We start from the raw sequence: 20,448 nt of genomic DNA on the forward strand, positions 1-20,448 counted from the left end.
TCCTCGACCAGCTTCTGGTGGCGGCGCTGCAGCGAGCAGTCGCGCTCGCCGAGATGCAGGACCGTGCCATGGGTGTCGGCCAGGATCTGCACCTCGATATGCCGTGCGCGCGGCACCAGCTTTTCCACCAGCAGCCGGGTGTCGCCGAAGCCCGCGGCCTCGCGCTGCGCCGCGGCCAGGGCGGCGGGGAATTCCTCCGCCGAGGCCGCCGCCCGCATGCCGCGTCCGCCGCCGCCCGCCACCGCCTTCAGCAGCACCGGGAATCCGATTTTTTCCGCTTCCGCCAACAAGGTGCCGGGAGATTGGTCCTCGCCGCCATAGCCCGGGACGGCCGCGACGCCGGCCTGCCGCGCCACCGCCTTGGCCGCGGCCTTGCCGCCCATGGCGCGGATGGCCGCAGGCCCCGGACCGATGAACAGGAGGCCCCTCGCCTCGCAGGCCTCGGCGAAGTCGGGGTTCTCGCTGAGGAAGCCATAGCCGGGATGGATGGCGCGCGCGCCGCTGCACCCGGCGGCGGCCAGGATCGCCTCGATCGACAGATAGGACTGCCGCGGATGCGCCGGGCCGACCGGCTCGGCGCGGTCGCAGGCGGCGACATGCGCGGCGCCCGCATCGGCCTCGGAGAAGACGGCGATGCTCTCGATGCCCAGCCGCCGGCAGCTGCGCGCGATCCGGCAGGCGATCTCGCCGCGATTGGCGATCAGGACGGGGCCGAACGCCATGTCACGCCTCGAGCAGGGCCACGGCCTGGCCTTCCTCCACCGCATCGCCCTCGGCGACCAGCACCGCCGCCAGCCGCCCGGCGCGCGGCGCGGTGACCGGGATCTCCATCTTCATCGATTCCAGCAGCATCACCGTGTCGCCCTCGGCCAGGGCGTCGCCCGGGCGGGCCTGGATCTGCCAGACGGAGGCGGTGATCTCCGCGGCGATGGTCACCTCGGCCATGGTCGTCTCCCGGTTCTTGGTCTATTTTGTTGTCACAGATCACAACGCGGGGCCCGGCCTGTCAACCGGAACCCCGACTCCGCCCGGATGGCCTGCATGGACGCGCCGACCAGCACCGAGAGCATCAGCGGCAAGGCCTATCAGCGGCTGCGCCGCGACCTGATGCGCAGCCGCTTCCGCCCCGGCGACAAGCTGAAGCTGCGCGACCTGGCGGCGGAGCTCGGCACCTCCTCCACCCCGGTGCGCGACGCCCTGGCCCGGCTGGTCAGCGAGGGTGCGCTGGAGCAGTACGACCACCGCTCGGTCCGCGTGCCCGTGCTGTCCGACGCCCGCTTCCGCGAGATCGCCGAGCTGCGCGCCGAGCTGGAGGGCAAGGCCGCCGCGCGCGCCGCCGAACGCGCGACCGAAGCCGATGCCGACCAGCTGGCGGCGATCCATGCCCGCATGACGGCGGCGCGGCTGGCCGGCGACTCAGCCGTGATGCTGGAGGCCAACGAGGCCTTCCACATGGGCCTCTGCGCCATCGCCGCCATGCCGGTGCTGACCCGCATCATCGAGGGGCTCTGGCTGCAATGCGGCCCGCTGCATGCCGGGCTCAGCCGCGTGCGCTTCCTGCACCATCCGGACCTGCATCCGCACAACGACGTCATCCGCGGGCTGCGCCGGCGCGACGGCGCGCTGGCCCGCCTCGCCGTGCAGCGCGACATCAGCGTCTATGCCGAGGTGCTGCTGCGCCGCCTGCCGGAAATCAACCTGGGCGCCCTGCCGCCCGCGCTTGACGCCGCGGACTGACCGGAATTTAGTTGTCACAGATTACAAGAAGCAGGTTACAAGAAGCAGGCCGCGCTTCCCCCGGGGGCAGCGTCGCCCGGGGAGGACTGCGCATGCCCGAGCCCGCCTGGCCGCTCGCCCGCTTCCGCGTGCTCGAGCTCGGCGACGGCGTCGCCCTCGCCTATCTCGGCAAGCTCTTCTCCGACTTCGGCGCCGAGGTGGTGAAGCTGGAGCGGCCCGGCGGCGATCCGCTGCGGCGCCAGGCCCCGCTGGTCGGGACGGGATCGGAGAAGACCTCGGCGCTCTTCGCCTGGCTGACCACCAACCGCCGCAGCCTGACCGCCGACCTGGCGTCGGAGGCCGGCCTCGACCTGGCGCGACGCTGGCTGCCCGGCTGCGACCTGCTGCTCGACGCCCGGCCGCGGGCGCAGCGCGAGGCCGCCCCGCTCGGCCATGACCTGCCGCATCTGGTCGCAGCCGAGCTCTCCCCCTTCGGTGATCGTGGCCCCTATCGCGACTTCCGCGGCCCCGACAGCGTGCTGCGGGCGCTGGCCGGCGTCTTCGCCTGCACCGGCCCGGCCGGGGGACCGCCCTCGCTGCTGGGCGGCATCGCCGGCGAGGTCACCGCCGCCATCGCCGCCTTCAACGGCATCGCCGCCGCCCTGCTGGCGGGACAGGGCCGCCGCCTCGAGGTCAGCCTGCACGAGGCGAACATCGCCGTCGCCGAATACCAGCTGACCCAGAGCGTCACCCATCCGGAGATCGAGCAGCGCCTGGGCGTCAACCGCTTCGCCCCCACCAGCCCGCTCGGCATCTATCGCTGCCGGCAGGGCTGGCTCGGCGTCACCATCGTCACGCCCGCGCAGTTCCGCGCCTTCTGCGCCATGATCGGGCTGGACAGCCTGGGCCACGACCCGCGCTTCGTCGTCGGCCCCGACCGGCTGCGCCATGCGGAGGAGCTCGAGGCGCTGTTCCTGCCGCGCCTGGCCGAGCGCACGGCAGAGGAATGGTTCGCCGAGGCCATCCGCCGCCGCCTGCCCTTCGCCGTCGTCCCCGACATGGCGACCCTGCTGGCGACGGAGACGCACCGCGCCCGCGGCGCCTTCGCCACCGTCGAGGCCGGCTTGGCCCGCTTCGAAGGCCCCGCCCTGCCGCAGCGCCTGACCCGCACCCCGCCGCGCGCCACCGGCCGCGCCCCGGCGCCCGGCGCCGATGACGGCATGCCCGCCCCGGCGCCGCGCCCTGTGGGCACCCGCGCCGCGCCCGGCAGCCTGCCGCTGGCCGGCACCCGCATCATCGACCTCTCCATGGGCTGGGCCGGGCCGGTCTGCACCCGGCAGCTGGCCGATCTCGGCGCCGAGGTCATCAAGGTCGAGGCCTGCCAGTATCCCGACTGGTGGCGCGGCGTCGATCCGCGCCCGGCCTTCTTCGCCGAGCGCCGCTACGAGAAGGACATCCGCTTCTGCGTGCAGAACCGCAACAAGGCGGGGATCACGCTGGACCTGACCACGCCCGAAGGCGCGGCCCTGCTGAAAGCCCTGGTCCGCAGCGCCGATGCCGTGGTCGAGAACTATGCCCGCGAGGTCCTGCCCAAGCTGCATCTCGACTACCCGGTGCTGGCGGCGGAGAATCCCTCGATCGTCATGCTCTCCATGCCCGCCTTCGGGCTGCAGGGCCCCTGGCGCGACGCCCGCGCCTATGGCTCGACGCTGGAGCATGCCTCCGGCCTGCCCAGCGTCGCCGGCGAGGCGCACTGGCCGCCCACCACCAGCCAGCTGGCCTATGGCGACCCGATCGGCGGGCTGAACGCGGCCGCCGCCCTGCTGACCGCGCTGCTCCACCGGGCGGCCACCGGCGAGGGCCAGCAGATCGACCTGGCCCAGGTGGAATGCATGTTCCCCCTGGTCGCCCCCTGGATCGTCGCGCAATCGGCGACCGGCTCGCCCGGGCCGCGCCTGGGCAACCGCCACCCCGCCATGGTCCCGCATGGCGCCTTCCCGGGCGCGGACGGCGAATGGCTGGTGGTGGCGGCGGAGGACGACGCCGCCTGGTCCCGCCTTGCCGCCCTCGCCGGGCTCGCCACCGCGGGATGCGAGACGCTGGCCGGCCGCCGCGCCGACGAGGCCAGGATCGAGATGGAGCTGGCCGCCTGGACCCGCAGCCTGCCCGCTGCCGAGGCCATGGCGCGACTGCAGGCCGCGGGCGTCGCCGCCGGCACAGTGACCTGGCCCAGCGCCCTGAAGCAGGACCCGCACCTCGCCGCCCGCGGCTTCTTCCAGCGCATCGACCGCGCCTTCACCGGGCCGCATGACCAGCCCTCGGCCCCCTTCCGCGAGGCCGGCGGGGCGCCCTATCCGGTGCGGCGGCCGGCGCCGACGCTGGGCGAGGACAATGCCCGCATCCTCGGGGCGCTGGGCGCCGATCTCCAGGCGCTGGCCCGGCAGGGCATCATCGGCACCGAGGCCATCCCCACGGCGGACAGGAAGAAGAAAGCACAGGCAGCGTAGCAAGGCTGGGGGAAGGAATTCCCCCAGACCCCCATCTTTTTTCTTTCTGTTCACGACGCGACACGGGCGAGGATCGCGGGACGAAAAAGGGGAGGAAAACGCCATGCGCATCTCGCGGCGCACCCTGCTCGCCGCTGCCCTCGCCGCCCCGGCCGCGCGCGCCCAGCAAGACCGGCCGATCCGGCTGGTCTATCCCTTCTCCAGCGGCGACCGGATGGCCCGCGCCCTGGCCGAGGCCGCCGGCGACATCCTCGGCCAACCCGTCGAGGTGCAGACCGGCCTGGGGGCCGAGGCCGCCGCCCGGGCCTCGCCCGACGGCCATACCCTGGGCTGGGTCGCCACCCGCACCCTGGCCCTGAACCCGCATTTCGACCCCAACCTGCCCTACCGCCTGCAGGACTTCGCGCCGCTGACCCTGGTCTATCGCGCGCCCGTCGCCCTGGCCGCCGCCAGCACCCTGCCCGGCACCGGCTATGCCGGCACCCTGGCGCATCTGCTTGCGCATCCGGGCCTGGCCTTTGGCAGCGTCGGCACCGGCAGCACGCCGCATCTGGTCATGGAGATGCTGCAGGGCAGCACCGGCATCCGCCTGGTCAATGCCGGCCACCAGAGCGAGCCGGCCGCGCTGGCCGACCTGATGGCGGGCAGCATCCCGCTCTATGCCGGCTCGCTCAACACCCTGCTGCGGCACCGCGCCAGCGGCCGCTTTCGCATCCTGGCCCTGACCGCGCCCGCGCGCCTGGCCGCCGCCCCGGACGTCCCCACCTTCGCCGAGCTCGGCCGGCCGGAGCTGGTGGTGCGCGACTGGCACGGCGTCTGCGCCCCGGCCGGCACGCCGGCGCCGATCCTGCTGCGCCTGGCCGACGCCCTGCAGGCGGCGGTGCGAAGCCCGCTGGTCCAGGCCCGGGCCACGCCCGACATGGAGCTCGACCCGCTCGGCCCGGAGGACTTCGCCACCCTCATCCACCGCGATGTTTCATTCTACGGCAAGCTGATCCAGACCCGCGGGATCAAGCTGGGCTAGCCGGCGATCTGGTCCAGCACCGCCAGCGCCCCGGCCGGGATCACCAGCCCGGCGGCGGCCAGGTTCTCGGTCAGATGCGCCACCGACGAGGTCCCCGGGATCGCCAGCAGGTTGGGCGAACGCTGCAGCAGCCAGGCCAGCGCCACCTGCATCGGCGTGGCGCCCAGCTGCCGCGCGACGCCCTCCAGCGCGTCCGACTGCAGCGGGCTGAAGCCGCCCAGCGGGAAGAAGGGCACATAGGGGATCCCCTGCGCCGCCAGGCTGTCGACCAGCGCGTCGTCGCCGCGATGCGCCAGGTTGTACTGGTTCTGCACGCAGGCCACCGGGAACATCCTCTGCGCATCGGCCACCTGCCGCGCGGTGACGTTGCTCAGCCCCAGATGGCGGATCAGCCCCTGCTGCTGCAGCCCGGCCAGCACCGCCAGCGGCGCCTCCAGCGACCCCTCGGCCGGGCCATGCACGTCCAGCATGCTGCGGAAGTTCACCACCTCCAGCACGTCCAGCTTCAGGTGGCGCAGATTGTCGTGCACCGCCCGGGTCAGCTCCTCCGGCGACAGCGCCGGCAGCCAGGACCCGTCGGCACCGCGCCGGGCGGCGATCTTGGTGACGATCACCAGATCAACCGGATAGGGATGCAGCGCCTCGGCGATCAGCTGGTTGGTGACATGCGGGCCATAGAAGTCGCTGGTATCGATATGGTTCACCCCGGCCTCGAGGGCGGCGCGCAGCACGGCGCGGGCGGCCGCCGGATCGCGCGGCGGGCCGAATACCCCCGACCCCGCCAGCTGCATCGCCCCATAGCCCAGGCGGCGGACATCGCGGTCACCCAGCCGGTAGGTCCCGGCGGCATCGAGCTTCGACATGGTGCTGTTCCTCGTCTTTGGTGTCCCCAAGCTGGACCCTGGTCCGCCGCGCGATAATCGGGGACAATCTGCACAGCCTGTGCGGAGCGGCGAACGATGAAGCCCGATCTCGGCGACCTGAATGCCTTTCTGGCGGTGGCGAAAGCCCGCGGCTTCCGCGAGGCGGCGCGGCTGACCGGCGCCAGCGCCTCCGGCCTGAGCGAGGCGGTGCGCCGGCTTGAGGATGGCATGGGCTTGCGGCTGCTGCACCGCACCACCCGCAGCGTGACCGCGACCGAGGCCGGCCAGCGCCTGCTGGAGCGCCTCGGCCCGGCGCTGGCCGAGGTCGACGCCGCGCTCGACGTGGTCAACGGCTTCCGCGACCGGCCCGCCGGGACGCTCCGCCTCAACGTCCCGGTCAGCGCCGCCCGGCTGGTGCTGCCGGCCATCCTGCCGCGCTTCCTGGCCGCCTTCCCGGAGATCCGCGTCGAGCTCGAGGTGGAGGACAGCTTCGTCGACCTGGTCGCCGCCCGCTGCGACGCCGGCATCCGCTATGATGAGCGGCTGGAGCAGGACATGATCGCCCTGCCCATCGGCCCGCGCGAGCAGCGCTTCGCCACCGTCGCGGCCCCCGCCTACCTGGCCCGGTACGGCGTACCGCAGCATCCACGCGACCTGCTGGGCCATGCCTGCCTGCGCGGCCGCTTCACCAGCGGCGCCATGCCGCCCTGGGAATTCGAGCGCGACGGCGAGGTGGTGCTCGTCGATCCGGGCGGCCCGCTGGTGGTCCGCGTCGGCGCCGGCACCGACCTGCTGGTCGACGCCGCCCTCGCCGGCAGCGGCGTGCTGTTCCTGTTCGAGGACTGGCTGCGGCCGCATCTGGACAGCGGCGCCCTGGTGCCGGTGCTGGAGGCGTGGTGGCAGCGCTTCCCCGGCCCCTTCCTCTACTATCCCGGCCGCCGCCTGGTCCCCGCCCCGCTGCGCGCCTTCATCGACTTCTTGCGCGGACCGGGCGGTGCTAGACAGCCCGGCTTTACCCAGCCGCAGGCGCCATGACCCCCCCGCAAAAACCCTTCGAGATCTTTCTGGCGACCCTGCCCGGGCTGGAGGAGACGCTCTGCGCCGAGGTCAAGCGCAAGGGCTTCCGGCGCCCCCGCGCCCTTCCCGGCGGCGTCGCCATCGAGGGCGGCTGGCCCGAGGTCTGGCGCGCCAATCTCTGGATCCGCGGCGCCAGCCGGGTGCTGGCGCGCATCGACAGCTTCAGGGTGCGGGAACTGCACCAGCTCGACGCCCGCGCCCGCCACGTGCCCTGGGGCGCCGTGCTGCGCCGCGACGTGCCCTTCCGGGTCGAGGCCGATTGCGCCTCCTCGCGCATCTACCATTCCGGCGCCGCCGCCGAGCGCATCGAGACCGCCATCCGCGAGACCCTGGGCGCGACGCCGGCGCCCGACGCCCCCGTGCTGGTCCGCGCCCGCATCGAGAACGATGTCTGCACCATCAGCCTCGACACCTCGGGCGAGCTGCTGCACCGCCGCGGCTACAAGCAGGCGATCAACGCCGCGCCGCTGCGCGAGACCATGGCGGCGCTGTTCCTGCAGCAATGCGGCTTCGACGGCGCCGAGCCGGTGCTGGACCCGATGTGCGGCTCCGGCACCTTCGTCATCGAGGCCGCCGAGATCGCGGCGCGCCTCAATCCCGGCCGCGCCCGCCCCTTCGCCTTCGAGCATTTCGCCACCTTCGATGCCGAGGCCTGGGAGAAGATGCGCGGCGTGCAGAGCCAGCGGCAGCCGGCCGCCCGCTTCCACGGCAGCGACCGCGACGCTGGCGCCATCACGATGAGCCAGGCCAACGCCGCCCGCGCGGGGGTCGGGACCTTCTGCGACTTCCGCCAGGCCGCGATCAGCGAGGTCGCGCCGCCCGAGGGCGAAGGTCCCGGCCTGGTCATCCTCAACCCGCCCTATGGCAGCCGCATCGGCGACAAGCGGGCGCTGGTGCCGCTGTACCGCGCCATCGGCCAAGTGATGCGCTCGCGCTTCGCCGGCTGGCGCGTCGGCCTGCTGACCAGCGAGCCGCAGCTGGCCAAGGCGACGGCCCTGCCCTTCCTGCCGCCAGGGCCGCCGGTGCCGCATGGCGGGCTGCGCGTCACGCTGCACCGCACCGCCCCGCTCGGCTGACCTGCGAGAAACCGACGCTCACCATCGCGTGAGTGCCGCGCTTCGGCAGGCGTGCCGGGCCCGCACCTGCCGCATGGTGGAGAGGCCGGGAACCACCGGCCGCGCGGCGCGCGGCCCGACAGGCGAGGCTTGCCCATGGGTGCCAAAGCGAGGGCGACAGCGCGGCGCCGAGGCCTGCTGGCCGAGCTGCGGCAGCTGCGCGCCCGGCTGGCCGGACGGTCTGCGCCGGCCTGGCCGCCGCGCGACACCGCCGCCAGCCTGGCCGTCATCGCCACCGACCCCTCCGGCCGCATCACGGCCTGGAGCGGGGGCGCCCGCCGGCTGCTGGGCTGGAGCGCCGAGGAGGTGCTGGGCCAGAACATCGACATGCTCTGGCCCGGCGCCGGGCCCGACAGCAGCGATCCGGCCACCGCCCACCCCTGGCGGACCCGCGAAGGCGCCACCCTGTCGCTGCTGGGCGAGACGCTGCCGCTGCAGGGGCCCGACGGCAGCCTGCTCGGCCATCTCGCGCTCCTGCGCGCCACCGGCGGCGGGCCGCAGCCGCCCGAGGCGCTGGACCGCGCGGCGCAGCGGCTGCGGGCAATGCGGCAGGGCCTGCCGCTGGGCACCCAGGAGCTCGACGCCGAGGGCCGCTATCTCTCGGCCAGCCCGGCCTATCTGCGGCTCTGCGGCTGCGACGAGGCGGCGCTGCTGGGGCGCCGCTTCGATGACTTCATCGCCGACCCGGCCGAGCGTGCCGCCGCGCGCGCCCGCTTCCAGGCGCTGGTGCGCGGCGAGACCGCCGGCTATCTCGAGCGACGCCTGCATGCCTGCCCGGGCGGTCACCCGCCCTTCTGGGCCGAGATCCGCATGGCCGCGCTGCGCGACGCCGAGGGCGGCTTCCTCTGCGCCCTGTCGATGGTCGAGGACATCACCGAGCGCAAGCTGAGCGAGGATGCCGCGCGCCAGCTGGCCGAGCTGGTCGAGCAGTCGACCGACTTCATCGGTGTCGCGCGGCTGGATCTCGGCGTGGTCTACGTCAATCCGGCCGGGCGGCGGCTGGTCGGACTGCCCGACCTGGCCGGGGCGCAGGCGACCGGGGTGCTGGACTATTTCCCGCCCGAGGCGCGCGATCTGGTGCGCGAGCTGATCATCCCGGCGGTGCAGGCGCAGGGGTCCTGGCAGGGCGAGATCAGCTTCCGCCATTTCGTCAGCGGCGAGCCGCTGGCCGTCTGGTACAAGATGCTGCTGCTGCGCGATGCCGAAGGGCGGGTCAGCGGCTACGGTACGGCGACGCGCGACCTGCGCGAGCTGCAGCGCAACGAGGAGCGGCTGCTGGCCCTGCTGCAGCTGGGCGACCGGCTGCGCGAGCTGCACGACCCCTCGCAGATCGCCGTCGCCGCCGCCGAGGTGATCGGCCGCGCGCTGGGCGCGACCCGCGCCGGCTATGCCATCGTCGGCCAGGGCGGCGCCACCCGGGTGGAGCGCGACTGGACCGATGGCAGCGTCGCGCATCTGGCCGGCCGCCACGCCGCACCCTGGCGCTTCGCCAATCTCTGGCGCCGCGCCGAGGAGGCGCCGGACGCCGCCGCCGCGGTGATCTGCGTCAGCGACGTGGCGACCGACCCGCGCACCGCCGCCGAGGCCGCGGCCTATGCCGCCATCGCGGTGCAGGCCTTCCTGCAGGTGCCGGTGATGGTCGAGGGCCGCGCCGTGGCCTTCCTCTTCGTGCATGACTCGGCACCGCGCGAGTGGAGCGCCGACGAGGTCTCCTTCGCCCGCGGTGGCGCGGAGCGGGCCTGGGGCGCCATGGAGCGGGCGGCGGCCGAGCTCCGCCAGATGCTGATGACGCGCGAGCTGAACCACCGGGTGAAGAACACCCTGGCCATGGTGCAGGCCATGGCGCTGCAGACGGTGCGCAGCGCCGCCGACCTGGCGAGCTTCGGCCCGACCTTCCAGGCGCGGCTGATCGCCCTGGCCCGCGCGCATGACCTGCTGACCCAGACCGACTGGCACGGCGCCCGGATGCAGGAGGTGGTGCGCACCGCGCTGGCCACCGTGCAGGGCATCGAGTTGGACCTGGCCGGCTGCGCCGGCGGCGACATCCTGGCCCCCGCCCAGGCGCTGTCGCTGGCCATGGCGCTGCACGAGCTGACCACCAACGCGGTGAAGCACGGCGCCCTGTCGCGGCCGGGCGGGCGGATCGCCGTGCGCTGCGCGGTCGAGCCGGGCCATGCGGCGCAGCGGGTCGACTGGGTGGAAAGCGGCGGCCCGCGGGTGGCGGGGCCGCCGACCCGGCAGGGCTTCGGCATGCGGCTGCTGCAGCGCGGCCTGGCGAGCCAGTCCGGCATGGTCGCCCGGCTGGACTTCTCGCCCGAAGGCCTGCGCTGCACGCTGCGCTTTCCAGCCGCCCCGGTGCCGGCCAGCTTCGAGGGGCCGGCGATGGAGGGGCTCTAGGCAAGCTCCGCCAGGGTCTCCGCCAGCAGGCCGAGGAAACGGTCGTTGTCGGCGAGGGAAAAAGGCAGCGGCGGGCGGATCTTCAGCACGTTGCCCTCCTTGCCCGAAGCGCTGATCAGCACCCGCTTCTCGCGCAGCCGGTTGACCACGCGCAGGCCGAGCGCCGCATCGGGCTCGCGCGTCGCCCGGTCCTTGACGAAGTCGACGCCGACGAAGAGGCCGGCGCCGCGCACATCGCCGATCGCCGCATGCTTCTCCGCCATCGCCTGGATGCCATCGAGCATGGCGCGGCCGACGATGCGGGAATTCTCCTGCAGCTTCTCGTCGCGGATGACGTCGAGCACGGCCTGGGCCGCCGCGATGCAGACCGGGCTGCCGCCGAAGGTGTTGAAGTAGCGGGTGTTGCGGCCGAAATCCTCGAGCAGCTCGGGTCGCGCCGCGACGCCGCCGATGGGGATGCCATTGCCCATCGGCTTGCCCATGGTGACCAGGTCCGGCGTGACGCCATGCCGCTGGAAGCCCCACATGGCATCGCCGGTGCGGGCGAAGCCGGGCTGCACCTCGTCGGCGATGTACAACCCGCCATGCTTGCGCACGACCTCGGCGACGGGCTTCAGGAAGCCGGCCGGCCCGGGCAGGATGCCGTCGCTGGAGAAGAGCGAGTCCGCGATGAAACCGGCGAAGCGGATGCCGTGGCGGCGCAGGTCGGCGATCGCGGCCTCGACCTGGCCAGCGAAGACCGCGCCCAGATCGCCCTCGGTGCGATAGGCGTCGGGCGCGGGGACGACGCGGGTGTGGACGCCCAGCGGCACATGCTCGCCCATCGAGGGCGAGGCCTGCGACACGGCGATGGTGTGCCCGTGATAGGCATTGGCGGTGACGATGAAGCCGGTGCCGCCGGTGACATGGCGGGTGATGCGCATGGCGAGGTCGGAGGCCTCGCTGCCGGTGCAGGTGTACATGACATGGCCGATCTCGGCCGGGAGGGTCGCCAGCAGCTGCTCGGAATACTGCAGGATGGAATCATGCAGGTAGCGCGTGTGGGTGTTCAGCACGCCGAGCTGGCGCGACACCGCCTCCACCACCCGCGGGTGGCAATGCCCGACGGACGGAACATTGTTGTAGACGTCAAGATATTCCTTGCCGTCGGCGTCATAGAGATGGACGCCCTGGGCCCGCACGAAATGCACCGGCTCGTCGTAGAAAAGCTTGTAGCCGGGGCCGAGCAGGCGGGCGCGGCGCTCGACCATGTCGCGCCGGCTGTCGTCCAGCGCGGCGGCGCCGGCGGGATCGAAGGCATTGACCATGCCGCCACTGATCTGGGTCATCGGGAGAGCTCCATGTCGCAGGCGCGCATCATCTTGTCCTGTTGCTGCCGCGGCGACTGGCGCAGCAGCACCTCCAGCAGCCGCCAGGTCATCGGCGTGGTGCGCAGGATGTAGTCGCGGTTCTCGGGAAAGCGGACCGCCCGCCATTCGGTGATGCCGACGCGCACCACCATCCGGGCGATGGTCAGCTCGGCCAGCAGCGCCACCTCGCCGGGCAGCAGCGGCCGGGTGGCGTGGAAGCCGGCGACCAGCGGGATGGCGCCGTCCAGCGGGTCACCCTCTTCCGCCAGGTTGTAGGCGCAGGCGACGGCCAGGTCGTTGACCACCGCGGTGCGCGTGGCGTCGCCGAAATCCAGCACGCCGGCGACGCGATCGGGATTCTGCTCGTCCACCACGACGTTGTCGTAGCTCAGGTCGTTGTGGACGACCTGCCGCCGCAGCTTGTCCATCGCATCCTTGATGGCGTCGAAGCGGTCAAGGCCTTCGACCAGCAGCGCCCGGCGATGCGGATCCTCGATCTCGGGCACCACGACGCGCTGGCGATCTGTGTAAGAAATATCCCAGGCGATCTCGTGGCTGTCGGCGGGATGCGCGAAGTCCTGCAAGGCCAGCTGGATGCGGGCCAGGATTTCTCCCAGCTCCCGACCCCGCGCAAGGCTCGGCGGCAGGCCGCGCTGGATGCGGCCGGGGAGAAAAGAAACCATGCGCAGCCGGCGGGTGCTGCCATCGGCGAGCCGCACCGGCTTGTCGGCGGCGCCGTCCTGCGCGCGGATCACCCGCTGCACCGGGATGGTGGGATCGGCGCGCTCCACCTGCAGCAGCACCTGGGTCTGGAAATCGGTGACCGCCGGGTCTTCCGCCGGATGGATCAGCTTCAGCATGACCGCGCGGCCGTCGGCGGTGGTCAGGGCGAAGTTCTGGTCGCGCTCGCCGATCAGGCGCTTCGCGCGGCCCGGCGTGCCGAACTCGCGGGCGAAGATCGCCTCGGCCTCCTCCGGCGCGACGGGGGCGGCCTGAGCCGTCATGCTGCCGGGGGCGTAGCGCGTGGTCATCCGGGGCGCGGCCTCCCAGCCGGCAGTGTTCTCGGCGCCGAGCATGGTCCCGGCGCCCATGAGGGTCAATCCGGAGTTTTCTTAAAAGAAAATCGGTGCGGCCGTGCTAGGCTGCCCGCCATGAGCAGCGCGGAACCCTTGGGCGAGCGGCTGAAGCAACTGCGCGGCCGCCAGGGCCTGACCCTTGTCGAGCTCGGCGGGCGCAGCGGCGTCGCCATCTCGACCCTGTCGAAGATCGAGAATGGCCAGGTTTCGCCGGTCTACGGCACCTTGCGGAAGATCGCCGTGGGCCTCGGCATCCCCTTCGAGCAGCTGATCGCCGAGCCGGCCCCCGCGGCGCCGCGCCCGGTGCAGCTGCTGACCCGCGCCGAAGGCACCGCCGGCTTCAGCAATGCGCGCTATGCCTATGCCATGCATGCCGCGGCGCTGGAGGCCAAGGCGATGCTGCCGGCCGTCATGACCATCGACAGCCGCGAGCCGCCGGCCGAGGGGGACTGGAGCAGCCATGCCGGCGAGGAATTTCTGTTCGTCCTGGAAGGCAGCGTCGACGTTCACCTGCAAGGCGAGGCGCCGGTGTCGCTGGAGCGCGGCGACAGCCTCTATATCGACAGCCGCGTGCCGCATGGCTTTTCCCGTCGCGGGCGGGGCAAGGCGCGGCTGGTCTCGGTGACCTACGATCCCGGCCAGGCCGGGCGCCGCGCCCTGCCGCCCGACGAGGCCTAGCCGGCGGCGATCGTCTGCACCAGCGCCAGCGCCTCGGCCGGCAGCGGGCCCTTGGCGATGGCGGACAGCGCGCCTTCGAACTCCTCGGGGCTGGCGGTGCCGACCAGCACCGTGCCCATGCCGGGATGGCCGATCGAGAAGCGGATCGCCGCCTCCGGCAAGGAGGCCGCGAAACCCTGCGCGACCAGCGGCATCAACCGGCCGGCATGGGCGACGTCATCGTCGAAGCTATGGCCGGAGCCCAGCGGCGGCGGCGGCGCGCTGGCCACCGGATGCCGCGCCGTCGAGCCGCTCAGCGCCCCGCCGGCCAGCACGCGGATGCCCACCGTGCCGATCCGCGCCGCCGGGCAGCGGTCCAGCGGCCTCTCGTGGTTCTGCGCCGGGAAGCCGGCCGTCACCGCGGCGCCGGCGGAGGGGTTCAGCAGGTTGTAGACGACCTGCGCCGCACCGAAAAAGCCGCCATCCAGCACCTGCTGCAGGGCAGCCGTCTCGCCCAGCGCGGTGATCGCCGGCAGCCTGAATTTTCCTGCGGCCTGCAGGGCGCGGAAGGCAGGGACCACCTCCTCCAGCACCTGGCGGACCGAAAGAGTCTCGCCGCCGCCGGACTGGGTGATCTCATTGTGCAGCCAGAAGATATCGACCTGCTCGCGCTGCAGCCGGGCCAGGCTGCCCTCCAGGGAGCGGGTGATCCAGCCGGCGATGTCGCCGAACCCGGCCGAGGGGATGCGCACCTTGGTGCCCAGCAGCGCGTCGCGCGGCTTCTGCGTGCGCAGCACCCGGCCGAATTTTCCTCCGAGGCGCCGTTGCCATATTGCACGGTGGTGTCGAAGTAGTTGACGCTGGCCTCCAGCGCGCGGGCGATGGCGCGGTCGTGGTCGGCGGGGGCGCCGAGAACCATCGGCCCGCCGACGCCGCCGCAGCCGAAGCGCGCGACGTCCCAGCCCTCGGGTCCGAATGCTTTTCTCTCGACGGCCATTCTGGCGGGTTCTCTCCCGGTTCGGGCGGCAGTGTGCCGTCCGGACCGGAGGGCGCCAGATGCAGATCAGCCAGGCCGATCAGGCGCCGAGGTAGTCGCGCGCCTTCTGGCGGTACTCTTCCGCCTGCGTCAGCCGGGCCATCATCGCCGCCGGCGCCAGTCCGGTCAGCTCGCCCGGCGCAGTGCCCTCGCGCAGCGCCCGCAGCGTGGCCTCGACCGCCTGGGTGGCGGCCATGATCGGCTGGTGGCCCTGCAGCGCGATCCGCACCCCCTGCCCCGCCAGCCAGTCGCGGTCGGCCACCGCCGTGCCGGCGAAGGCGACGACCAGCGGCAGTTGGGTCACCGCGCGGATGGCGGTGATTTCTTCCCGCGACGAGACGCTGGAGAAGAAAAGCCCGTCGACGCCGGTGGCGGCATAGGCGCGGACCCGGGCCAGGGTGTCGTCCAGCCCGGAGATCGCCAGCGCCCCGGTGCGGCCCAGGATCACCAGGCCGGGGTCCCGACGGGCGGCGAGGGCCGCGCGCAGCTTGCCCGCCCCTTCCTCGACCGAGGTCAGCTGCGGGGCGGTGCTGCCATAGGGCGCCGGCAGCGCCGTGTCCTCCAGCGTCATGGCGGCGATGCCGGCGGCCTCCAGCTCCTGCACCGTGCGCTGCGCCGACAGCGCATTGCCATAGCCATGGTCGGCATCGACCAGCAGCGGCAGATCGGCGGCTCGGGTGACGCGGCGGGCTTGTTCTGCAAATTCGGTCAGGGTCAGCAGCACCAGGTCGGGCGAGCCCAGCACCGCCAGCGCCGCGGTGGAGCCTGCCAGGATGCCGCATTCGAAGCCCAGCGCATCGGCGATGCGGGCGGCCAGCGGGTCGCAGACCGAGGCAGGGTGGACGCAGCCCTCCGCCGCCAGCAGGCGACGGAAGGCGTCACGGGGCGCCGCGCGGGGCATCAGGCGTCGGGAGTGAAGTTGAGCGCGACGCCGTTGATGCAATAGCGCTGGAAGGTCGGCGGCGGGCCATCAGGAAAAACATGGCCCATGTGGCTGCCGCAGGTGGCGCAATGCACCTCGGTGCGGACCATGCCGTGGCTGCGGTCGGTCGTGGTCTCGACCGAGCCCTCGATCGGCGCGCCGAAGCTGGGCCAGCCGGTGCCGCTCTCGAACTTGCCGTTGCTGGCGAAGAGCGGGGTGTCGCAGCCGACGCAGGAGAAGGTGCCGGAGCGCTTTTCCTGCAGCAGGGCGCAGCTGCCCGGGCGCTCGGTGCCATGGGCGCGCATGATGTAATACTGCTCGGGCGTCAGGCGCTGGCGCCATTCCTCGTCGGAGCGCGTCACCGGATAGGTCGCGGTGTCCATAGGGGGAGCCTCCTGTGCTGGTTCGGCGCCAGATATTGGGCCGCCGGGCCGCGCTGTCGAGACGCGGCCCGGCGCGGAGCTCACCCGACGACGACGCGGTCGACCGGGTTGAAGGGAGTGGGGAAGACGCCGCGCGGGGCGATGAAGTCGTAAGGCCCGCGGGCGAGGAACTGCCCGTGGCCTTCCTCGGCCACCACCTTGCCGTGCTCGACCACGGGGACGCCGCGGACCAGGGTGATCTCCGGCCAGCCGGTGACCTGCATCCCCTCATAGGGGGTGTGGTCGTTGTCGTGCAGCATCAGCTCGTTGGTGATCGTCACCTGCTTCGCCGGATCCCAGATGGCGATGTCGGCGTCGGCGCCCACTGCGATGGTGCCCTTGCGCGGCGCCAGGCCGAACAGCTTGGCCGGGTTGGTCGCGGTGATGGCGACGAAGGTCTGCAGGTCGATGCGGCCCTTGGCCACGCCCTCGCTGAACAGGATCGGCAGGCGGGCGGCCAGGCCCGGCACGCCGTTCGGCACCTTGGTGAAGGGGGCGTCGGCGCCGAAGGCCAGCTTGCCGTCCGGCCCGGCATAGCGGGTCGGCGCATGGTCGGAGGTGACGTTGAAGATGGTGCCGCGGCGGATCGCCTCCCACAGCGCCTCCTGGTCCGCCGTGGTGCGGCCGGCCGGGCTGAAGATGAACTTGGCGCCCTCGAAGCCGGGGCGGTCCAGGTCCTGCTCGGTCAGCACCAGGTATTGCGGGCAGGTCTCGGCCCAGACCTTGAGGCCGCGATCCTGGGCGCGGGCGATCTCCTCGGCCGCCTCGGCGCCGGAGACGTGGAAGACCTGGATCGGCGTGTCCAGCGCCTCGGCCAGGGCGCAGACGCGGTGGACGCATTCGCGCTCGACGATCATCGGCTTGGCCCAGGCGTGATACTTGGGCGCCGTCAGCCCGGCGGCGACCAGCGCCTCGGTGTAGAATTCGATCAGCTCATGATGCTCGGCATGGATGCAGACCAGCGCGCCCAGCTTGCGCCCGGCAGCCAGCACCCGCAGCGCCTGCCCGTCGGTGATGCGCGAGCCGCTATAGGTCAAAAAAATCTTGAAGCTGCGGTGGCCGGCCTCGACCAGCGCGGGCAGCTGCTGCTCCAGCACCTCCGGCGTCGGGTCGGTCAGGGTGATATGGAAGGAAAAATCGATGCGGGCGCGGCGGGCGCGCTGGTGATGCGCCGCCACCGCGTCGGTGGCAGAAATATTCGGGCCCTGCTTGGCGAAGCAGATCAGGCTGGTGGTGCCGCCGGCGGCCGCCGAGGCGCTGCCGCTGGCGAAGCTGTCGGCGCTGGCGGTGGGCGGCGCGCGCGGCTCGTCGACATGGCAATGGGTGTCGACGCCGCCGGGCAGCACCAGCCTGTCGGTGGCGTCGATCTCGCGCGCCCCGGCCGGCAGGTTCTGCGCCAGCGCCACGACGATGCCATCCTGGATGCCGATGTCGGAAAAAAAGGTCTCGCTGGCGGTGGCCACCTTGCCGTTGCGGATAACGAGGTCGAAATCGGGCATGGGTTAGGCAGCTCCTGGCAGGCGGGAAAGGCGCGGCAGATTGCGCCCAATCCTGCGCCTCGCCTATCCCCTCCCGACGCCGCCGATCCCTAGAGAGACGATGACCGCGCCCATCCTTGCCGTGCCGCTGGACCGCGCCTATCGCCTGCTCAATCACGGGCCGACCGTGCTGGTCTCGGCGCGGCATGGCGGGGTCGACAATGTCATGGCGGCAGCCTGGTGCTGCGCGCTGGACTTCTCGCCGCCGAAGCTGACCGTGGTGCTGGACCGGGTGACGGCGACGCGCGGGATGATCGAGGCCAGCGGCGTCTTCGCCATCCAGGTGCCCACGGTGGCGCAGGCGGCGCTGACCAAGGCGCTGGGCAGCACGAGCCTGGGCGAGGATCCGGCCAAGCTGGCCCGCGCCGGGGTGCGGCTGTTCGACCAGCCCGGCCATGCGGTGCCGCTGGTCGAGGGCTGTAGCGCCTGGCTGTCCTGCCGCCTGCTGCCCGAGCCGCACATCCAGGACGCCCATGACCTGTTCGTGGCCGAGGTCACCGGCGCCTGGGCCGATGCCCGGGTCTTCGCCGAGGGCCGCTGGACCTTCGAGACCGCCGACCCGTCGCTGCGCAGCCTGCATTACGTCGCCGGCGGCCGCTTCTACGCCACCGGCGAGGCGATCGATGTCGGGGAAGACGCCCCCTAGCCGGCGCCGCCGTCGATGGTCAGCACGGTCGCCGAGGTGTAGCCCGAGCAGGGGCTGGCCAGGAAGGCGACGGCCTGGCCGATCTCCTCCGGCTTGGCGGCGCGCTGGAAGGGCATGGCGGCATACTGGTCCCGCCAGCGGCTTTCGTCGCCTTTCTGGGCCGCGGCGTGGCGGGCCAGCATCTCATGCCGCTCGGTGGCGACCGGGCCGGGATTGATGGCGACGACGCGGATGCCGTCCTTCGGCGCCGCCTTGCCCAGGGCTTTCGTAAAAGCCATCAGCGCGGCATTGCCGGCGGCGCCAGCGATATAGCCGGACGGGAATTTTTCGCCCGCCGCGCCGATGACGTTGACGATCACGCCGCCGCCCTGCGCTTTCAGTCCTGGATAAAGCGCGCGGGTCAGGCTGATGAAGCCGAAGACCTTCAGGTCCCAGGCCGTGCGCCACGTGTTGTCGTCCACCGCCAGCAGGTCGCCGGGCGGGATGGCGCCGGCATTGTTGACCAGGATGTCGACGCGGCCGGCCGCCGCTGCCACGCGCTCGACTTCGGCCTGTTGCGACAGGTCGGCGGCGATGACGTCGACCGCGACCTGGTGGCGGGCGCGGAGCTCCTCGGCGGCGGCCTGCAGCTTCGCCGTGTCGCGAGCGACCAGGAGCAGGTCGCAGCCCTCGGCGGCCAGCACGCCGGCGGTGGCGCGGCCGATGCCGCGGGAGGCGCCGGTGACCAGCGCCCGCTTGCCGTTCAGTCCCAGATCCATCGTTTTCGTTCCGTTTCCCCAGTCGGCGCAGCAGGGCGCGGAAACGGCCGCGGCGCAAGTCGCGATCAGCGGCGGTCGGCGGCCAGGGCCACGGCGAAGGCAAGCTGGCCGATCAGGGCGGCGCCGGCCAGCACCACGGCGGCGGCGATGGCGGGGTCGCTGCCCAGCCCCGCCAGCGCGGTGCAGAGGGCGCCGACCGCCATCTGGCTGAAGCCATAGAGCCCCGCCGCCGAGCCGATCACCCGCGGATTGACGCTGACCGCCCGGGTCAGGGCCAGCGGGCTGGCCAGCCCGACGCCGATGGCGAAGATCAGCGGCCCGAGCACCGCGAGGATCAGGGTGAGATGCCCCGACACCGCCGCGCCAAAGAACAAAAAGGCGCCGAGGCAGCCGCCGCCACTGCCGATGCGCAGCAGCCTCGCGAGGCCCACCCGCGCCACCAGCCGGTTGGCTAGGATGTTGCCCAGCGCGGTGCCGGCGACCAGCAGGACATAGACCAGGCTGATCTCGTGCACCGGGCGGCCGAGCTGCTGCACCAGGATGAAGGGCAGCGCCGCCAGATAGGCGTACCAGCTGGTGGTGGCGCAGCCGCCGCCGATGGCGAAGCCGAGGAAGGCGGGCGTGGTGACCAGCTGTCGATAGTCGCGGACCAGCGCCGCCACGCCCCGGCTTTCGCCGCGCTGCCGGGTCTCGCGCAGGCGCCACCAGGCGAGGCCGGTGGTGACGGCGCCGACCGCGCTGAGGGTGGCGAAGACGGCGCGCCAGCCCAGCGTCTCGGCCAGCAGCGAGCCGAGGAAGGGCGCGATGCCCGGCCCGATGGAGACCGCCAAATTGAGCATGGCCAGGCGCGAGGCGGCCTCCTTCGGCTCGGAGGTGTCGCGCACCATGGCGCGGCCCAGCGCCAGCCCGGCGCAGCCGCCCAGCGCCTGCAGCAGCCGGGCGCCGATGAGGAAGCGGACCTCCGGGGCCAGCGCCGCGGCCAGGCCTGCCGCCGCATAGAGGGCGAGGCCGGCGAGGAGCACGGGCTTTCGCCCGAGCGCGTCCGACAGCGGCCCGTAGCCGAGCTGCCCGAGGGCGAGGCCCAGGACGTAGAGGCTGATGGTCAGCTGCATGGCGCCGGTGGAGACGCCGAATTCGGCGGCGGCCTGCGGCAAAGCGGGGACGAAGATATGGATCCCGACGGTGCCGGAGGTGGTGATCATCACCAGCAGCCAGAGGGGCGGTCTTTGCGGCGCGGGCGCAGGCGTTTCGGACATGCTGACCAGCTTCCCGCAAAAGCGGAGCGGGCGGGAGGCCTGCCGGCGCGGCCGCGGGAGGCTCCGGCCAGGCGATGGCGGCGAAGCAG

General features: G+C 72.7%; 19 protein-coding genes. 8 read left to right on the plus strand and 11 right to left on the minus strand.

What is annotated here, in order from left to right:
• Together BKE38_RS05635 and BKE38_RS05640 are read right to left on the minus strand one after the other, a co-directional pair.
• Positions 1 to 722: biotin carboxylase N-terminal domain-containing protein (locus tag BKE38_RS05635; RefSeq protein ID WP_131829494.1), on the minus strand; the 722-nt coding region annotated here is incomplete at its 3' end.
• A 1-nt stretch (position 723) separates the two neighbouring features.
• Positions 724 to 945 carry a biotin/lipoyl-binding carrier protein gene (locus tag BKE38_RS05640; RefSeq protein ID WP_076956388.1) on the minus strand — a complete coding sequence of 74 codons (222 nt, stop codon included), beginning with the start codon at positions 943 to 945 and terminating at the stop codon, positions 724 to 726.
• Positions 946 to 1,041: 96 nt separating this feature from the next.
• Between BKE38_RS05640 and BKE38_RS05645 the strand changes: the two genes are divergently transcribed.
• The 3 genes from BKE38_RS05645 to BKE38_RS05655 all read left to right on the plus strand — a co-directional run bounded on the left by BKE38_RS05645 (position 1,042) and on the right by BKE38_RS05655 (position 5,247).
• Positions 1,042 to 1,737, plus strand: coding sequence for a GntR family transcriptional regulator (locus tag BKE38_RS05645; RefSeq protein ID WP_076956409.1), 696 nt, complete (start codon positions 1,042 to 1,044; stop codon positions 1,735 to 1,737).
• A gap of 92 nt (positions 1,738 to 1,829) precedes the next feature.
• A complete protein-coding gene (locus BKE38_RS05650; RefSeq protein ID WP_076956389.1) occupies positions 1,830 to 4,223 on the plus strand; it encodes a CaiB/BaiF CoA transferase family protein in 2,394 nt (797 codons plus the stop codon).
• Between the two features lie 103 nt (positions 4,224 to 4,326).
• Positions 4,327 to 5,247, plus strand: coding sequence for a tripartite tricarboxylate transporter substrate binding protein (locus tag BKE38_RS05655; RefSeq protein ID WP_076956390.1), 921 nt, complete (start codon positions 4,327 to 4,329; stop codon positions 5,245 to 5,247).
• Here the strand turns inward: BKE38_RS05655 and BKE38_RS05660 are convergent.
• Positions 5,244 to 6,110, minus strand: coding sequence for an aldo/keto reductase family oxidoreductase (locus BKE38_RS05660; protein WP_076956391.1), 867 nt, complete (start codon positions 6,108 to 6,110; stop codon positions 5,244 to 5,246). The genes BKE38_RS05655 and BKE38_RS05660 overlap by 4 nt on opposite strands.
• Before the next feature lie 96 nt (positions 6,111 to 6,206).
• On the opposite strand from BKE38_RS05660, the gene BKE38_RS05665 reads away from it, so the two are divergent.
• From BKE38_RS05665 to BKE38_RS05675, 3 genes are all read left to right on the plus strand, one after another.
• On the plus strand, positions 6,207 to 7,145 hold the full coding sequence (locus tag BKE38_RS05665) for a LysR family transcriptional regulator (protein ID WP_076956392.1): 939 nt from the start codon (positions 6,207 to 6,209) through the stop codon (positions 7,143 to 7,145).
• Entirely contained in the window at positions 7,142 to 8,263 is a 1,122-nt protein-coding gene (locus BKE38_RS05670; RefSeq protein WP_076956393.1) for a THUMP domain-containing class I SAM-dependent RNA methyltransferase, read from the plus strand. Before BKE38_RS05665 ends, BKE38_RS05670 begins: the two co-directional genes overlap by 4 nt.
• Before the next feature lie 135 nt (positions 8,264 to 8,398).
• Positions 8,399 to 10,699, plus strand: coding sequence for a PAS domain-containing sensor histidine kinase (locus BKE38_RS05675; protein WP_076956394.1), 2,301 nt, complete (start codon positions 8,399 to 8,401; stop codon positions 10,697 to 10,699).
• Here BKE38_RS05675 and BKE38_RS05680 read toward each other — a convergent pair.
• Positions 10,696 to 12,027 (minus strand): aspartate aminotransferase family protein, encoded by a 1,332-nt coding sequence (locus tag BKE38_RS05680; protein WP_083747317.1) that lies wholly within the window; start codon positions 12,025 to 12,027, stop codon positions 10,696 to 10,698. The two genes, BKE38_RS05675 and BKE38_RS05680, sit on opposite strands and share 4 nt — an antisense overlap.
• Entirely contained in the window at positions 12,024 to 13,139 is a 1,116-nt protein-coding gene (locus BKE38_RS05685) for a phosphotransferase (RefSeq protein WP_083747318.1), read from the minus strand. The genes BKE38_RS05680 and BKE38_RS05685 overlap by 4 nt, the downstream gene beginning before the upstream one ends.
• Positions 13,140 to 13,199: 60 nt before the next feature.
• Here BKE38_RS05685 and BKE38_RS31315 point away from each other — a divergent pair, with 60 nt between their 5' ends.
• Positions 13,200 to 13,802, plus strand: coding sequence for a helix-turn-helix domain-containing protein (locus BKE38_RS31315; RefSeq protein ID WP_076956395.1), 603 nt, complete (start codon positions 13,200 to 13,202; stop codon positions 13,800 to 13,802).
• On the opposite strand, the gene BKE38_RS05695 is transcribed toward BKE38_RS31315, so the two are convergent.
• The 4 genes from BKE38_RS05695 to hydA all read right to left on the minus strand — a co-directional run bounded on the left by BKE38_RS05695 (position 13,799) and on the right by hydA (position 17,660).
• On the minus strand, positions 13,799 to 14,578 hold the full coding sequence (locus BKE38_RS05695; protein WP_076956396.1) for an aldo/keto reductase: 780 nt from the start codon (positions 14,576 to 14,578) through the stop codon (positions 13,799 to 13,801). The genes BKE38_RS31315 and BKE38_RS05695 overlap by 4 nt on opposite strands.
• Before the next feature lie 279 nt (positions 14,579 to 14,857).
• Positions 14,858 to 15,718, minus strand: a complete 861-nt coding sequence (locus BKE38_RS05700) for an isocitrate lyase/PEP mutase family protein (RefSeq protein ID WP_076956397.1) — start codon at positions 15,716 to 15,718, stop codon at positions 14,858 to 14,860.
• Complete coding sequence (msrB, locus tag BKE38_RS05705) at positions 15,718 to 16,122, minus strand: peptide-methionine (R)-S-oxide reductase MsrB (protein WP_076956398.1); 405 nt, start codon at positions 16,120 to 16,122, stop codon at positions 15,718 to 15,720. The genes BKE38_RS05700 and msrB overlap by 1 nt, the downstream gene beginning before the upstream one ends.
• An 80-nt stretch (positions 16,123 to 16,202) precedes the next feature.
• Entirely contained in the window at positions 16,203 to 17,660 is a 1,458-nt protein-coding gene (gene hydA / locus BKE38_RS05710; RefSeq protein ID WP_076956399.1) for a dihydropyrimidinase, read from the minus strand.
• 100 nt (positions 17,661 to 17,760) lie between these two features.
• Here hydA and BKE38_RS05715 point away from each other — a divergent pair, with 100 nt between their 5' ends.
• A complete protein-coding gene (locus BKE38_RS05715; RefSeq protein WP_076956400.1) occupies positions 17,761 to 18,345 on the plus strand; it encodes a flavin reductase family protein in 585 nt (194 codons plus the stop codon).
• Here the strand turns inward: BKE38_RS05715 and BKE38_RS05720 are convergent.
• Together BKE38_RS05720 and BKE38_RS05725 are read right to left on the minus strand one after the other, a co-directional pair.
• On the minus strand, positions 18,342 to 19,103 hold the full coding sequence (locus BKE38_RS05720; protein WP_076956401.1) for a short-chain dehydrogenase/reductase: 762 nt from the start codon (positions 19,101 to 19,103) through the stop codon (positions 18,342 to 18,344). The genes BKE38_RS05715 and BKE38_RS05720 overlap by 4 nt on opposite strands.
• Before the next feature lie 65 nt (positions 19,104 to 19,168).
• Positions 19,169 to 20,359, minus strand: coding sequence for a multidrug effflux MFS transporter (locus BKE38_RS05725; RefSeq protein WP_076956402.1), 1,191 nt, complete (start codon positions 20,357 to 20,359; stop codon positions 19,169 to 19,171).
• Between the last annotated feature and the right edge of the window lie 89 nt (positions 20,360 to 20,448).

It is taken from the genome of Teichococcus deserti (genome assembly GCF_001982615.1).
Lineage (GTDB): Bacteria > Pseudomonadota > Alphaproteobacteria > Acetobacterales > Acetobacteraceae > Pseudoroseomonas > Pseudoroseomonas deserti.

What these genes read in the sequence shown, in the direction of transcription:
- BKE38_RS05640 (WP_076956388.1), bottom strand. Translation starts at nt 945, where the DNA reads ATGGCCGAGGTGACCATCGCCGCGGAGATCACCGCCTCCGTCTGGCAG.
- BKE38_RS05645 (WP_076956409.1), top strand. Translation starts at nt 1,042, where the DNA reads ATGGACGCGCCGACCAGCACCGAGAGCATCAGCGGCAAGGCCTATCAG.
- BKE38_RS05650 (WP_076956389.1), top strand. Translation starts at nt 1,830, where the DNA reads ATGCCCGAGCCCGCCTGGCCGCTCGCCCGCTTCCGCGTGCTCGAGCTC.
- BKE38_RS05655 (WP_076956390.1), top strand. Translation starts at nt 4,327, where the DNA reads ATGCGCATCTCGCGGCGCACCCTGCTCGCCGCTGCCCTCGCCGCCCCG.
- BKE38_RS05660 (WP_076956391.1), bottom strand. Translation starts at nt 6,110, where the DNA reads ATGTCGAAGCTCGATGCCGCCGGGACCTACCGGCTGGGTGACCGCGAT.
- BKE38_RS05665 (WP_076956392.1), top strand. Translation starts at nt 6,207, where the DNA reads ATGAAGCCCGATCTCGGCGACCTGAATGCCTTTCTGGCGGTGGCGAAA.
- BKE38_RS05670 (WP_076956393.1), top strand. Translation starts at nt 7,142, where the DNA reads ATGACCCCCCCGCAAAAACCCTTCGAGATCTTTCTGGCGACCCTGCCC.
- BKE38_RS05675 (WP_076956394.1), top strand. Translation starts at nt 8,399, where the DNA reads ATGGGTGCCAAAGCGAGGGCGACAGCGCGGCGCCGAGGCCTGCTGGCC.
- BKE38_RS05680 (WP_083747317.1), bottom strand. Translation starts at nt 12,027, where the DNA reads ATGACCCAGATCAGTGGCGGCATGGTCAATGCCTTCGATCCCGCCGGC.
- BKE38_RS05685 (WP_083747318.1), bottom strand. Translation starts at nt 13,139, where the DNA reads ATGGGCGCCGGGACCATGCTCGGCGCCGAGAACACTGCCGGCTGGGAG.
- BKE38_RS31315 (WP_076956395.1), top strand. Translation starts at nt 13,200, where the DNA reads ATGAGCAGCGCGGAACCCTTGGGCGAGCGGCTGAAGCAACTGCGCGGC.
- BKE38_RS05700 (WP_076956397.1), bottom strand. Translation starts at nt 15,718, where the DNA reads ATGCCCCGCGCGGCGCCCCGTGACGCCTTCCGTCGCCTGCTGGCGGCG.
- msrB (WP_076956398.1), bottom strand. Translation starts at nt 16,122, where the DNA reads ATGGACACCGCGACCTATCCGGTGACGCGCTCCGACGAGGAATGGCGC.
- hydA (WP_076956399.1), bottom strand. Translation starts at nt 17,660, where the DNA reads ATGCCCGATTTCGACCTCGTTATCCGCAACGGCAAGGTGGCCACCGCC.
- BKE38_RS05715 (WP_076956400.1), top strand. Translation starts at nt 17,761, where the DNA reads ATGACCGCGCCCATCCTTGCCGTGCCGCTGGACCGCGCCTATCGCCTG.
- BKE38_RS05720 (WP_076956401.1), bottom strand. Translation starts at nt 19,103, where the DNA reads ATGGATCTGGGACTGAACGGCAAGCGGGCGCTGGTCACCGGCGCCTCC.
- BKE38_RS05725 (WP_076956402.1), bottom strand. Translation starts at nt 20,359, where the DNA reads ATGTCCGAAACGCCTGCGCCCGCGCCGCAAAGACCGCCCCTCTGGCTG.